We start from the raw sequence: 15,459 nt of genomic DNA, 5'->3' as shown, positions 1-15,459 counted from the left end.
TATCGCATACCGACCGGATAAGAGCTATCGATTTTCAGGATATTTTGGATTTGAAATTTTGCTTTTTTGGAGAAGACTCCCGGATGATGATCTGAGGTTTAATGATTTCCCCCACCGTCATAGACTGTTTCTGCTCTTTCTTGATCACTTTCAGCAGCAGGTCAATTGATTGAATCGCAATCTCTTTGATAGGCTGTGCCGCTACGGTGATAGAAGGCGAAAGTAATCTGAAAAGATCGTTGTCGTCAAAACTAACTACCGCAATATCTGCAGGTATCTTCAGGTGACACTTTTGTAGAGCATCAATACCCATTACGCCCAGGTAGTTGGTAGCAAAGAATAAGGCATCGAGTTGAGGATTAGCCTTTATGTATTTAATCATGGCTTTGATGATCTTTTCCTCGTTGTCGGAGAATTTGACCTTGAGAACATACTTGGAGTGCATCGGAAGTCCTGCATCCGCCATTGCTTTTTGAAATCCCTTTTCCCTTTCCGTCATCATCGACATCTCACTAAAGATGGAAATAAAGCCAATCTTCTTATATCCATTATCAATCAGGTGATTTGTCAGATTATAGCTACCCTGGTAATTGTCGAGTATCACATAATTGGTTTCTACTTCAGGGATTAACCTGTCTATCAGTACAAAGGGTACGTTTTCCTTTTTTAATTTGAGGATCTCATCCTTTATACCCTGGGTTGCCGTAATGATATATCCATCCACAGAACTGTTCCGCATCTTATTGATCAGCTGCCTTGCCTTATCATCATTGTTCTCAGTACTGCTGAAAAAGACACTGTATCCATTTTTATTCGCTTCTACTTCTATAATCTTAGCAACATTTCCGAAAAAATAGTTGCCGATATCTTCCACGATCAGGCCAATGGTTTTGGATTTCCCTGTACGCAAGATCCTGGCGGCGCTATTCGGATTAAAGCCTCTTTTCTTAATAAGGTCGCGTACTTTTTTTTCCGTTGCCGGACTGATACCCATTTCCGCACTTTTCCCATTGATCACAAACGAGACCGTTGTGATCGAGGTATTCAGTTCCCTGGCGATATCTTTCATTGAAATTTTCTTCATAAGAAAGCTTTTTCAGCAATTAAGAATCTCCGTATTCTATTTTAGCGTTGACATGGACGGCGGCGCTTTACGCAGATCACTTCCCCACTTCCGGTTAGGTTTTGCTCCCATATTCAATACCAGCTTTCCACCCTTTATCAATTCCTCATGTAGAAACCAGGGCTGATCCCAGGTTTTTCCATTGAGGTTTGCTGTCTGGATGTACACGTTACCCGGCCCCTGGTTCCGGGCCTCTATCACGAACTCTTTTCCGGGATAATATTGCTGGTTCAGTTTAATGGTAACCTTGTTGAAAATGGGGCTGCTGATCTCATAAAACGGTTTTTCAGATGTACCGCCATTTGTTGAGAACAGGCCGATCTTCAGCAGTACTGCCAGTGAGCCCATCAGCCCCTGGTCTTCATCGCCACTATACCCCTTTTGCGGGGAGATGCCACTATATACTGAATCAATTAATTGCCTTGTCCAATACTGTGTTAACCAGGGTTTACCTGCATAATTGAACAGGAACGGTGTTTGCATACAAGGCTGGTTACCATAATTGATATATACCCTGCGCAATAATTCCTGATCGGTTGGATTTTCAGATTTTCCTGAGACAAAGCTATGTTTCCGGGATTCCAGAAAAGAACGGTTCAGTTTATTGGTAAATATTTCTGTACCGCCCATCAGGTCTATCAAACCTTTCACGTCATGTGGCACCCACCAGGTATACTGGGCGGCATTGCCTTCTTCAAAGCCGTGTTCATACTGAAGAATATCAATAGGCTGGTTCCATTTCCCTTCTCGGTTACGCGTCCACATCCAGCCTGTATCCTTATTGAATACATTCCGGTAGTTCAATGCCCTTTTACTGAACAGTTCATAATCCTCTTTTTTACCCAATACTTTGGCCATCTGTGCCAGTGCATAATCCTGGTAGGCATATTCTAGTGTCTGGGTAGAGCCATCCATATGAAATCCATATTTGATATTGCTGAGCGGGTAGGGTACATAACCCAGCTCCATATATTCCTCTATACCTCCGCCTTTGAATGTTGTATGTTCATAACCCACTTTGCTCATCATACCTCCGGGAAAATGATCTTTACGCATCCCTTCATAGGCTTTTGCAATATCAAATCCCCTGATTCCTTTCAGATATGCACTTACAATAAAGGGAGTGGTGGCTGCACCTGTCATTACATACGTATAATTACCCCCGGAAGGACCTCTCGGTATGAGTCCTCCGTCATCATACATTAACAGAAGAGAGTTGATGAATGATTCAGTCACTTCAGGGTATACCATATGCCATAAGGTATTCAAAGACCATTGTGCACCCCAGAAAGAATCTGAATTGTATTCGTTAAACCGAGGTTTACCATCCGAACCCAGTGGTATCTGACGTTTGCGCGGCTGAAGACCTGTATTATCGATATATGTGCCACTGACATCACTAACGATCCTTCGGCCCTGCAACGCATGCCACAGGTCCGTATAAAAACGTCTTTGCTCGGTAAGTGTGCCACCTTCTACCTCTATCCGGCCGAGCCATTGGTTCCATTCTTCAGCAGATTCCTTTACCACACGTGCAAAATCCCAATGTGGCAGTTCTGCTTGCATGTTTTTCCTTGCTTCTTCAATACTCACATAAGAGATGGCCACTTTCATCTGCCTCACTTCGTTGGCAGCAGTGGCAAAACTTACATATACACCGTTTTTTGATCCCGACACCTGATCCTGCATGCCGGTAAGTTTACCATCCTGCCAGCCGTTGAATGAATCAAATGGTTTATCAAAATCAGTCACGAAATACACTGTGACAGGCTTAGGTCTGCGGATCGTTGCAGCCATCGTAACAGAACCTTCGATTGACTGGGCAGATACTTTCTTTACACTGGCGCTCTGTGTTTCGGAAGAACCCAGCATGGTGGTAAAATCGAAAAGGATATGGCTGGCTGCCGATTTTGGATAGGTGTATTTATGAAACCCTACACGGGTAGTGGAAGTGAGTTCGGCAGTAACACCATAATCTTTCAGCAGCACTTTATGATAACCAGGTTTGGCAATCTCCTGCTGGTGCGAGTAGCTGGATCCATATCTATCGGGGCCCAGCTGACCCTTGAACGGGCCTGTGGTAGGCAGTACCGGTATACCCGAAAGTTCCCAGCAATGAATATGACTGAATACCTTAATTGTATCCTGGTTATACCGGTAACCGGTATTCCAGGTCCCTTTCAATACCATATCCGGACTCAGGTTTACCATACCAAAGGGGCGGGAAGCGGAACTGAAATAAAAGAACCTTGAATTAGCCGCATCCACCATGGGTTCTACCAGGTCTGTTTTCTTTGGTTTTACTGCTTTGTTCGTCTGCGCAAACAGACCGGTCAAAGGCATCAGGACAAAGAAAAGATATGGCACATACTTACAGCCTCTCATAGGAATGATACTTTATCAGAATAAAAAATAAACAATGTATACATCTATGGTCATTAAAATTATCCACCTGCTTCCCCCATACGATCAGAGATACGATGGCGGAACATTAGAAAGGATCCGTTCAGGGATATAAAAACATACCCCGATGAACAGATCCTTTTACTTTTCAGATTAATAACCAGGGTTTTGTGTCATTGCAGGGAAAGACAGATCGATCTCACTCTGAGGAATAGGTCTCAGGTAATGTATGTCTTTGATTGTATTACTTTTCTTAGCCCAGGGGTTATACCGCAATACGCGCTCAATCAGTTTACCGGTTCTTTTCAGGTCGAACCACCTGTCATATTCTCCTAATAATTCTCTTGCTCTTTCATCCAGGATCAGGTCTACTGAAATGTTTGCAGAAGTGGCACGGTAAGAAACCGCTTCCTGCGATTTCAGATCCTCAGGAAACTTAGCACATTTAGGATCTGCACCAGCCGTTGCCATGGCACGATCCAGTACTTTGTTGTAGTATACTTCTGCGCCCCCCAGTTTTCCGCCGGTTGCTCCTTTTACAATGGCTTCAGCAGCAATCAGGTAGGCTTCCGCTACACGGAAAACACTTTCATTAAAAGTACCATAAGCATCACCATAAGGAATACCCGGCTGCCAGAATTTCCACATATTGGGTTCACCGGTGGGGAATCCTGTAGTTACTACCCCATTCACAATACTGTATCCACCACCCCATTCATCACAATTGATCACAGAATATTTACGGGTACCGCCTACATCAATACCACGCTCATTGGCTGTGGTTGCCGGCCTGTTCCATGGGCGGAAATACACCACGGTGTCACCGGCTTTGATATCGATCTTCAGGTTAGGGTTCAGTATAGGCAATGGCTTGAAGCCTGCTACAGGCAACAAAGCATAACCCACATCCAGGAAGTTATGATCGTAGCGCAGGTCTACCTGTGGATCGTACATACGATAAATCGCAGCACCCAGGGGATAGATGGGCTGTGAACGGTTATAATCGCTGGTACGTCCCTTGGTTCCGGGGAACCCTTCTCCGCCTCCACCAAAAACTGAATGCAGGTTGTTACCACCCGCTGCATCCTGTGTAAATGCAGGATCAGTTTTATTGGTAAGTACATCAGAGTTCCACTGAACAGAGAAAATGATCTCCGGGTTCTTGTCGTTCTGTGCTCCGGTATATTGTGTGAGTGGATTTTCTGAACGAATTGGGAACAGGTCTTTGTATTTGGCAGCCAGCGGATAAGTTGCAATGACTTTATCGGCATATTGTAATGCTGAGTTGAAATCAGCAGTACTGCCACCCAATGCATTCTGGAAATTCCAACCCCTTGTGAGGTATACTTTTGAGAGGAGGAATTGTGCTGCCCCCTTGGTAATCCTTCCGTAATCGGATGCTACTGCCGGCAATTTACCTTCGGCATCCAGCAGATCATCCAGTATCTGCTTGTATACATCTGCCTGGGGCACCCGTTTGGCTTCCTTACTGGCTCCCTGGATCTCAACCAGTGGCATAGGAATATCTCCCCACTGCTGTACCAGGTAAAATAAAGTAAGTGCCCGCAGGAATTTGGCTTCTGATACCCTGGTAGCTTTCAGGGTTTCGGTCATACCACTAACGGCAGAGGCACGGCTAATGACAGTATTCGTTCTTCCAAGCTCAGCATAAAGTAATGTCCAGAGAGTTCCTACATCTGCAAGCGAACCATTCAATCCTACATCATACTGGTTCAGTGAACCCGCATTGGGAGCAGAAGTTGCGAATTTGGGATCATTATATCCTCCCGGATAAAACAAGTCGGTACCATTCAGTACCAGCTGGCGTGCCTGATGAATATTGCGCAACAGCGGGTAGCAGGACTTCACCAGGTCCTCAAAACCGGTTGGCGTTTTGTAATAACTATCCGTAGTTAGTGTTGATACCGGATTTTCATCCAGGAATGTTTTTTTACAGCCGCTAACCAGTACACCAGTGAAAGCGAGTGCTACAGCTGCAGATCTTATATTGAGTATTGATTTCATAGTAATAATTTTTAAGATAAAATTAGAAGCTGACATTTACTCCCAGGGTTACGAGAATAGAAGGCACATCATCCTGATAGATCGCAGAGTTGAACTCAGGATCGAATCCGGTATACTTGGTAAAGATGAACGGATTTGAAACCTGTGCATAGAACCTTGCATTGGTGATCTTCAGGTTGTCTCTCACACGCTTAGGAAGTGTATAACCAACGGTAATATCAGATACCCTCAAGAAACTTGCATCCTGGTAATTGATGGCACTACGGTAAGGATTGGCCACATAAGGCGAGAAATAGGTGTTGGATGGATTGTCCTTTGTCCAGTAATTCAGTGAAGCCAGTGAATTGTACCTGGTTCCCAGTTCGCCGAAAGTTCCTGACAAAGTGGAGTTGCTGTACTGAACACCTTTTCTGTAATAGATAAAGAAAGACAGATCAAAATTATTAAAGTTGAAACGGTTGGTCACACCCAGCAGCCATTTAGGCAACTGTGTTCCCAGGTAAACCCTGTCGTCAATATTGTTGGAAGAAGAGATCACATTATCATTATTCTGGTCTACCACCCTAACAGCGCCCGGAACCTGCTTATATACTTTGGCCAGGTTAGAATCGGCCAGTTGCCAGATACCAGCAAACTGGTAATCGAAATTGGCACGGATAGGATAGCCTACAAACAGTTTGTTTCCTTTATCAGCTGTCTGACCATCGCCATATAATTCAATCAGTTTGTTGTTGTTCTTGGTAAAAGTCAGAGAAGTATTCCACTTGAAGTTTTCCTTGTTGATATTCACGGTGTTCAGGGTAACTTCAATACCCCTGTTCTGGATCTTACCTACATTGGCAGTAACCTGGTTAAAGCCGGTTACGGTAGGTATTTTCTGGTTCAGGATCAAATCAACGGTATTCCTGTTATAGATTTCAACAGAAGCGTTCACTCGGTTCTTCAGCACGCTGAAATCGATACCCAGGTTCAACTCTTTACTTCTTTCCCATTTCAGTGATTTGTTGGCCAGGTTCAATGGTGCAAAGCCCATAGCGGCTACACCATCAAAATCATAACCAGTATTCAGCAGGCTGGCCTGTGTGCTGTATGGGTTAACTGTAGAGTTACCTACTTCTCCATAACTCATACGCAGTTTAACATTTGAGAAGACGTTCTGCTTCATCATGAACTTCTCATCGCCCATTCTCCAGGCCACGGCCAGTGAAGGGAAGAAAGCCCATTTATTGCCTTCTGCCAGCTGAGAGGCACCGTCGGCCCTGCCAGTCAGGGTAAGTAGGTATTTATCATTGAAGGTATAGTTGATCCTTCCCATGTAAGAAGAAAGTGAACGCTCTACCAGTGAACTACCCTGTGCGGTAATAGTCCCTGTATTCAGCGCATACCAGTAAGATGTGTAAGGCAAATCCTTTACCGCGATGGTGGTAACCTCATCACGCTGGTAGAAAGCACTCTGCAGACCGGTCAGTTCAAGCCTGTGCTTGCTTCCGAAATCCCGCTTATAGTTCACAATGTTATCGATAGTGTAATTGGCAGTCTTCCTGTTATCCAGCTGTGTTCTTGGTTTGGTGCCGATCTGTGATTTTGACCACATACCCCTCCAGTCACCGATCTGCTGCGTATTATAGGATGCAGAGATAGAAGAACGGAAACTCAGCCCTTTCGCCAAAGTTATTTCCATATAGGCATTGGTGATGGCGGACAAAGTGGTTGTCTGCAGTTTGGACTGTGCAGGATCTATATCAAGCAAGGGATTGGGAACTTGTTTATCGTTGATACCCATCCATACAGCATAACCATTCACATCCAGGTCGCCATTCTGGCTGGGATTGGTGAGGTCGCTATAATATACAGTACCGGTAGGTCTTGCGCGGTAAGCACCACGCAGCGACTCCATAGAACCCCAGTTCTGTTCACTATAGGTAAGATAAGAGGTAAAACCTACTTTCACACGCTCACCCACTTTGCTGTCGAGACCTGCATTCAGGTTATACCTTTTGAACCCGGTATATAGTACATTTCCTTTTTCGTTCAGGAAACCGCCTGAGAAACGATACGTTGTTTTTTCGCTACCGCCGGATACACTGATATTATGGCTGGTCTGTAAACCCGGATCTGTGATCAGGCTGGCCCAGTCGGTGGTTTTTCCGGCATCGATATTAGCCTGCTCAGCAATGGTGAATACGGTTCCGGTCAAACCTGCAGCAACCCTGTCAGTATAAGTGAGTTTATAGAACTGAGGAGTACTCATCAGTTTAGGCACATGCGCCAGCATTTTCATACCCACATAACTATCGTAGGTTACCCTGGGTTTACCGGAAACACCTTTTTTGGTGGTAATGATCACCACACCGTTAGCACCTCGTGCTCCATAGATGGAAGTGGAGGATGCATCCTTCAATACATCCATCGACTGAATATCGTTGGGGTTAAGGTTATTGATATCGCCACCCATTAAACCATCGATCACAATCAAAGGCTGAGTAGAGTTGTTGATGGTATTCTCCCCCCGGATAGTGATACTGTAACCAGCGCCCGGCCTGTTGCTGGATTTGGTAACGGTAGCACCCGCAACCTGTCCCTGGATAGCTTTGGCAGCCTGTACAGGGTTGGCACGTACAATATCCCTCGACTGAACAGATACCAACGCACCGGTCAGATCGCGTTTTCTTCTTTCACCATAACCAACCACTACAATATCTTCCAGTGCTTTGGTTTCAGAAACAAGGCTGATGTTTAATGAAGTCTGATTGGTAACGGCAACTTCCTGACTGGCAAATCCAACAGAAGCAATTACCAGTACCGATCCACCTTTTGCAGGAATGCTGATGGTGAACTTACCATCTGCATCTGTTACCGTTCCACGGGAAGTACCCTTAACGGTAACACTGGCGCCGGTAAGAGCAGAGCCGTTCTCGTTGTTTACCACCCGGCCCGTCAGTGAACGGTTTTGCGACCAGGCAATGCTTACTATGCAAAATAGAAGCGCAGTTAGAAAAATAACTTTTCTCATAATGGCAGATTTGGTTTTAGCAATTGTTTGTATGATGGCAGGGTTCTCTAAGAACGATACAATCATAGTTAAACTTAGTTAAAAGGTTTTAGTAAAACGTTTAACCAGTTCAAAAAAAGTACGAAAACGATTTCGGGGAAAATTATCTTTTAAGGAACAGGGGGCAGGAAAACCAGCTACTTTTAGCAAAAAGACTGTATGAAATATCGCCTCCGAATGGTTACTGCCCTGCTGTTTATTTTACAGGCAAGCGGTTTCTCACAACAAAAAACGGTGACACTTGACTATTTTTTTAACAACGAGTACAAAAAGAACCCACAGGGAGAGATGGAGAGATTCCATTACACCTGGGAAGACAAAAGTATTAACGGGTACACCATCTGGGCCGAACTCTTCAAAACCAGGAATGCAAAACTTACCAGCTTACCTGCAGCCCCCTCTGTTAATAACCTAAAGGGAACAGATATCTATATTATCTGTGATCCTGATACAGAGAAAGAAACCGAATATCCCAATTATATGACTCCGGCTTACGCAACCGTAATTGCCGACTGGGTAAAAAAAGGGGGGGTGCTGGTATTAATGGCGAATGATTCTGCTAATGCAGAACTTTCCCGGTTTAACCTGTTGGCCGGCAAATTCGGGCTTCACTTTACCAATAAAACCCGCAATGCAGTAATAAAAGATATTTCGGTTGGTAAGATCATGGTTCCCGAGCAACACAATATCTTCCGAAAAGCAAAACAGTTATACCTGAAAGGCATTTCTACCCTTACCGTTCAGGGTAATGCCCAAGCGGTTTTGGAAGACAATGGAGATATTATCATGGCTTCCGCCAGGTACGGAAAAGGTATTGTTTTTGCTATCGGCGATCCCTGGATCTATAATGAATATATCGTAAATGACAGGCTGAGTCCCGATTTCCAGAACGGTATAGCCGCGGCTGAGTTCACGGATTGGTTACTCAACCAAGTACCCAGTAGAAAGCCATGAATACCTTCTTCTCGAAATCAAAAGATCCTGTTTCGGAAAACAGGATCTTTTGATTTAACCAATAACCAACTGCTGCAAAATAAATAACCCTGTTCTGCAGCTGAACAGGCGTTGAAAATGCAACTCATTTTTAAATCCACTAATCGCTGTCCTCCAGGTGCAGTTTTTGGTGATGCGCCCCAGCAGCCAGGTGCAGGGCAAAACCTGCGATCGCCGTATCGTTTAGAATATTGATCAGGGCCATTGCCTGTGTTTCGGCATTACCTGCATTGAGGTAATTGGGCAAGTGTATCACAATCACAAACACGAACAGGAGAATAGCCAACAGATAGCCGGCCATTTTGACCCATTGGTTCAGGATAAATGAGATCCCGCCAAGAATAAAGGCAGCCCCTACCACATGCACCCATAGCACACCCCCCGGAATATAATCAGGGATGTATACAACCAGGTCATGCGGTTTGAAAAGATGAATAAACCCATAGACGATCATCACCGCAGCCAACAGGTAAATGGCGATACGGGAAACAATATGATACTGTTTCATGGGAAAAGATTTGGTTTCTAAAAGTTACAACAGTTATTTACCAAATGCAATAGCTGCTGCATCTTTATTTTAACCCTATTCACAATCAGTCCTTACCCTGCGGATAAAGAGGCAAAATGCTTATTTATTCTCGTAGTAAGGGACCTGGTCGTGAGCAATTTTTTCCTGCTGGCGCCAGTAAGCCAGGGTAACTATGTGACCGTCGCCAGTCTTCAGCAAACGCCCAAACACTGCATTGGTGGCATTGAACATGACATCCGTAACACCCAACGTAAACGTTTCAGAGGCCGGTGGCGGTGGCAGAGGGGCGGCAGCACCTGCTGCAGAAGGTGCTGCCGGGGCTACTTTGGGGGGGGGACTGGCTACCACCATTACGGTATAGCCATTCAATTCCAGTAAAGGCTTCAGAAAATCAACCCGGTCTTTAGAGATATTCTTCTCTACCACAGCACATTTTACGCCATCCAGGTCTTCAAATTCATGATTTTTATTAATAGCCATGTTAATACTATTTATAAGCCGTAGCTGAATGAGTAAATATAATCATATACAAAACTGGCCAGACCGGTAAGGATGATACCTGCCAAACAGATATACAGTGACAGTTTGGGTAAACCCGGAACCGCTATCCTGTTGATAGGATGTTCGTTGCTATCCATAAAGATGGCTTTCACCACCCGCAGGTAATAATAGAAGGACACCACCATATTCAACGAAGCTATACCAATAAGCCAGTAATTACCCTTGGCTGCTCCAGCTATAAGCAGGAAGAATTTACCAAAGAACCCTGCGGTAGGTGGTACACCGGCCAATGAGAAAAGGGCGATGGTGAGTACCCAAGACAGGAATGGATTGGTTACATAGAAACCTTTGTAATCCGCCACATTTTCCTTTCCGGCTAAAGCACTGACCAGCGAGACCACACCGAATGCTGCCAGGTTAGAAAACACATACACCAAAATGAAAAACACGACAGAAGCCATACCAGCTGGCGAACCGGCTGATATACCTACCAGGATAAAACCAACCTGCGCAATGGAAGAAAAAGCCAGGAACCTTTTCAGGTTGTTCTGGCGGATGGCAAACAGGTTACCGATGATGATGGTGACCAGTGCCAGCACGAACAACACATTGTACCAGGTTCCTGCCAGGGGTTGAAAAGCCTTGTACAAAATAGGTACCAACACAAACAATACCGCTCCTTTTGACACCACTGAAAGAAAAGAAGTAACAGCCACAGGCGCCCCTTCATACACATCAGCTGTCCATAAGTGAAATGGCACCGCCGAAATCTTAAAGGCGATACCCGAAAAGAATAAAATAAAGGCCAGTATGTGTAATGGACCGGCAGACAGGTGTGCCGGGATTTCAGCAAACAATAATGTACCGCTTACACCATATATCAATGAGATACCGAACAATAGCAGGCCCGAAGAAAATGCTGATGAGATGATCATCTTCATAGCTGCTTCTGATGACTGGCGTTTGGCCAAATCGAAGTTAGCAGCCGCCGCCAACGGTATGGTTGACATTTCCAGTCCCAGGTAGAACATCAACAGATTGCCACTGGATATCATAAAGAACATACCCAGCAAAGACGTCAGTAATAAGAGGTAGAACTCGATCACGTGTTTGTGTGTTCTTAACCACGCATAGGATTGCAAAGAGATCAGCCAAAATGCAAGATTCAGGATATTCTTTTCTATCACGATCAGGTTATTGGTCCGGAACATGTCGTTGAATATTGTCCCTTCCTGGTTACCAAAGAAACCTGCAGACAGATTTACAAACAAGAGAAAATTAACAATCGTAAGGACCGATTCATTGGATCTGTCTTTACCCAATTTCAAAAATAATAACAGGAAAATGATAGCGGTGATCACCAGTTCCTGTTTCAGCAATATAAAAAATTCAGTTAGCATGGGTCAGTATCATTTTTGGGTAATCGCTTTTCCTACCTGCATCATGATGGTATCGGTTCCGGGCATAATGAGTTGGTTGATGAGAAAGGGGGCCACACCGATCAGTACAATACCAACAATGAGTATGGCTGCCGCCAGCTTTTCGTTCCAGGTGGCATCGGTGAGTGTTGCATAATGATCATCCATGGGTCCCATCACGGTTTTACCGGCAGCGCGAAGGATATACACGGCCGTCACCACAATCGACGCACAGGCAAGGATTGTTGCAAACCGATACCAGCCATCCGGGTTTTGCCAGGATCCCATGAATACGGTCATCTCTGCCACAAAACCACTGAACCCTGGAAGACCCAATGAACAAAGACCCGCAATCACAAACACTGTGGAAATGAATGGCATCACTTTTAATAGTCCACCCAATTGCTCCACCATCCGGGTATGTGTTCGGCTATAGATCATTCCGATAGCGGCAAAGAAAAGAGCTGTCATCAGACCATGCGATACCATTTGCAGTACTGCCCCATTGATTGATGTGCGGGTCAGCATCCCGATACCCAGTATCACAAATCCGCAGTGACTCACTGATGAATAAGCGTTGATGTATTTGAGGTCCGTTTGCATCATGGTAGCGAACGCACCATAAATAATGGCGATGGTAGCCAGCAGGACGATGATCCAGGAGTAGGCATGTGCCGCATCGGGCATCAGGTAAGTAGCTACCCGCAAACAACCATAACCGCCCAGTTTCATAGAGATTCCGGCCAGGAACATAGATGCAGCTGTAGGCGCAGAAGCGTGTCCATCAGGCACCCAGGTATGGAACGGGAACAAGGCCGCAAATATGCCGAAACCCAGAAAGGCAAAAGGAAAGAAGAATTTCTGCACGTCCAGCGGGATCGGTGTATTGGCGATCTGCATCAGGTCGAAGGAACCGGTCTGGTAATATACGCCCATCAACCCTACGAATACCAGGGCAGAACCGCCCATCAGCATCAATGCCAGTTTCATGGCACTGTATTCTTTTTTACCGCTGCCCCAGATACCAATGAGCAGGAATTTGGGGATCACGGCCACTTCGAGAAAGAAGAACAAAGTGAACAAATCAAGCGAGATAAAGAATCCATAAGCACCCATGCTCAACAGAATGAGCAGGAAGAAGAACTCCTTACTGAGCTTATCCATGGTCCAGGAAACCAGGATGCCCGCCACCACCACCGAAGCTGTTAACAGGATCATGGCGATGGAGATCCCATCTACTCCAATATGATAATTGATATGCAGGTTGGAGAACCATTCCTGTTTGCTTTCGAACAACATCGGGGAATGATTGCCCGCAGCCCTTTCAGCCTGGTACAATAACAACAGGCGCACCGATACGGCCAGCTGTGCCACAGAGCCCACCAGCGCTGCCACACGAACCTGCTTCAATCCGTTGCAGAAAAGGATCACCAGGGCTGTAACCAGTGGAAGTAATATGAGTAATGACAGGTTCATAATAGATCTATTTCCAGATATAAATAAATAGTACCGCCAGTGCCGCTACACCTCCAAAAAAGTATAAAGCGTAGTTCTGCACCTTACCGGACTGTAATCCCTTGATCAGTTCAGAGATCCTGGCCGTAACTGATGCCAGCCAGTTCATCAATCCGTCAACAATATTTTTATCGATCCACGCAATCGGCTGACCAACCAGCGGGAATATAATTTTTTTGGTGATGAACAGATACAGCTCATCCATATAGAATTTACGGCTGGCCGCTTTGTACAGTCCGCCCATGGTACTGGCCACTTTCGCAGGTTTATCATTCGCCACCCGGTACATCACCGATGCCAGCAGGATAGCCAGTAAGGATAAGGCAACCGGGACCACAGAAAACCCAAGGTCCATATGCGTTTCCAGCGCAACACCATCAGATGTAACAAAATGGGCGAAGGGTACAAAACCAACCACTACTGCACAGATTGCCAGTATCACCAGTGGGAACTTCATCGAAAAAGTACCTTCCCCATGATCATGCGGGTGATGGGCAGCTTCCTTGTTCCAGAAAATGGAGAAGTAGAGGCGGAACATATAGAATGAAGTAAGTGCTGCTGTGAAGAGGGCTACTCCAAAAATGAGCTTATTGGCATGGAATGCGGCCAACAGGATCTCTTCCTTACTGAAGAAACCGGCAAAAGGCGGAACACCCGCAATGGCCAGGCATCCCACCAGGAAAGCGATATGCGTAACCGGCATCAGTTTGCGTAAACCACCCATATCTTTCATATCGTTGCTGTGCACCAGGTGGATTACAGCGCCTGCACCAAGGAACAATAATGATTTGAAGAAAGCATGCGTGAACAGGTGGAACATAGAAGCCATATAACCCAGGCCCGATTCACCCCCCTGTTTGGAAACGCCCAGCGCAAACATCATATAACCGATCTGCGACATGGTTGAATAGGCCAGTACCCGTTTGATATCGGTTTGCGTACAGGCAATGATAGCCGCCAGCAAAGCAGAAAAAGCACCTACATACGTTACCAGTTGCAGCGAAACCCCATCCACCGAGAAGATCGGGAACAATCTTGCCACCAGGTATACACCAGCTACCACCATGGTAGCCGCGTGGATCAAGGCAGAAACAGGTGTAGGACCTTCCATTGCATCGGGTAGCCAGATATGCAGCGGGAACATAGCCGATTTACCGGCACCTCCGATAAACACCAGTGACAATCCCCAGGTGAGCATCGACACACCCAGAAAACCTGCAGTGGTGATTCCGGCAAATTCCGCTGACTGTGCAGAAGTCAGTCTTTCAATCAGGGTAGTGATGTCCAGGGTTTGCCCGTAGAAAGCCAGTACCAGTATACCAATCAGGAAACCCAAGTCGGCAAAACGGGTCACGATAAACGCTTTTTTAGATGCTGCAACAGCAGATGGTTTATGATAATAATATCCGATCAGCAAGTAAGAAGACACGCCTACCAGTTCCCAGAACATATAAATCTGGAAGAGATTGCCGGATAATACCAGGCCCAGCATGGAGAAAGTGAAAAGGCCGAGATAGGCATAATAAGTAGCGAAGCGCTCCTCTCCCTTCATATACCCCAGACTGAAAACATGCACCATCAGTGAAACAAAAGTGACCACTACCAGCATCATCACCGAAATGGGATCGATGATCGCACTGATATCAATGGATACATTGGGCGAAAATTCCAGCCAGGTGAATTTGAATGCGATGATCTTCTGGTAAACACCATTGAGCTGGCCATCTTGCAGGAAATACTGCCTGGCAGCCAGCAGTGATAATACAGTTGACACCAGCAGGGAACCAGAGCCCAGGATACCGGAAAAATTTTTAACGTATCTGCGCCCGAACAGTCCCAGCAGCAGAAAAGTCAGCAGCGGCAACAACGGGATCCATACGATGTAGGAATAGTTTGACAT

Annotated in this window: 10 protein-coding genes; 1 reads left to right on the top strand and 9 read right to left on the bottom strand. The window is 45.6% G+C overall.

Translation table 11 applies throughout. The features are described 5' to 3' along the window. Positions 1 to 34: 34 nt before the first annotated feature. The 4 genes from ACH3Y6_RS06600 to ACH3Y6_RS06585 form a co-directional block, all read right to left on the bottom strand. Positions 35 to 1,084 carry a LacI family DNA-binding transcriptional regulator gene (locus ACH3Y6_RS06600; protein WP_490834807.1) on the bottom strand — a complete coding sequence of 350 codons (1,050 nt, stop codon included), beginning with the start codon at positions 1,082 to 1,084 and terminating at the stop codon, positions 35 to 37. A gap of 36 nt (positions 1,085 to 1,120) precedes the next feature. Beyond that, positions 1,121 to 3,508: a GH92 family glycosyl hydrolase gene (locus ACH3Y6_RS06595; RefSeq protein WP_490834806.1), complete on the bottom strand. Its 2,388-nt coding sequence runs from the start codon at positions 3,506 to 3,508 to the stop codon at positions 1,121 to 1,123. A 171-nt stretch (positions 3,509 to 3,679) separates the two neighbouring features. Then, positions 3,680 to 5,551, bottom strand: a complete 1,872-nt coding sequence (locus tag ACH3Y6_RS06590) for a RagB/SusD family nutrient uptake outer membrane protein (protein WP_490834805.1) — start codon at positions 5,549 to 5,551, stop codon at positions 3,680 to 3,682. Positions 5,552 to 5,573: 22 nt separating this feature from the next. Beyond that, positions 5,574 to 8,564 carry a SusC/RagA family TonB-linked outer membrane protein gene (locus ACH3Y6_RS06585; RefSeq protein ID WP_490834804.1) on the bottom strand — a complete coding sequence of 997 codons (2,991 nt, stop codon included), beginning with the start codon at positions 8,562 to 8,564 and terminating at the stop codon, positions 5,574 to 5,576. A gap of 198 nt (positions 8,565 to 8,762) precedes the next feature. Between ACH3Y6_RS06585 and ACH3Y6_RS06580 the strand changes: the two genes are divergently transcribed. Continuing rightward, positions 8,763 to 9,557, top strand: coding sequence for a DUF4350 domain-containing protein (locus ACH3Y6_RS06580; RefSeq protein WP_490834803.1), 795 nt, complete (start codon positions 8,763 to 8,765; stop codon positions 9,555 to 9,557). A 139-nt stretch (positions 9,558 to 9,696) separates the two neighbouring features. On the opposite strand, the gene ACH3Y6_RS06575 is transcribed toward ACH3Y6_RS06580, so the two are convergent. The 5 genes from ACH3Y6_RS06575 to nuoL form a co-directional block, all read right to left on the bottom strand. Continuing rightward, complete coding sequence (locus ACH3Y6_RS06575) at positions 9,697 to 10,104, bottom strand: hypothetical protein (protein WP_490834802.1); 408 nt, start codon at positions 10,102 to 10,104, stop codon at positions 9,697 to 9,699. A gap of 120 nt (positions 10,105 to 10,224) precedes the next feature. Continuing rightward, entirely contained in the window at positions 10,225 to 10,605 is a 381-nt protein-coding gene (locus tag ACH3Y6_RS06570) for a hypothetical protein (RefSeq protein WP_490834801.1), read from the bottom strand. A gap of 11 nt (positions 10,606 to 10,616) precedes the next feature. After that, positions 10,617 to 12,026 carry an NADH-quinone oxidoreductase subunit N gene (locus ACH3Y6_RS06565; RefSeq protein WP_490834800.1) on the bottom strand — a complete coding sequence of 470 codons (1,410 nt, stop codon included), beginning with the start codon at positions 12,024 to 12,026 and terminating at the stop codon, positions 10,617 to 10,619. Between the two features lie 9 nt (positions 12,027 to 12,035). Beyond that, positions 12,036 to 13,520 (bottom strand): complex I subunit 4 family protein, encoded by a 1,485-nt coding sequence (locus ACH3Y6_RS06560; protein ID WP_490834799.1) that lies wholly within the window; start codon positions 13,518 to 13,520, stop codon positions 12,036 to 12,038. A gap of 7 nt (positions 13,521 to 13,527) precedes the next feature. Beyond that, complete coding sequence (nuoL, locus tag ACH3Y6_RS06555) at positions 13,528 to 15,459, bottom strand: NADH-quinone oxidoreductase subunit L (RefSeq protein ID WP_490834798.1); 1,932 nt, start codon at positions 15,457 to 15,459, stop codon at positions 13,528 to 13,530.

This window comes from Sediminibacterium sp. FW305-C-269 (assembly GCF_058231045.1).
This window is presented reverse-complemented; position numbering and strand designations above follow the sequence as displayed.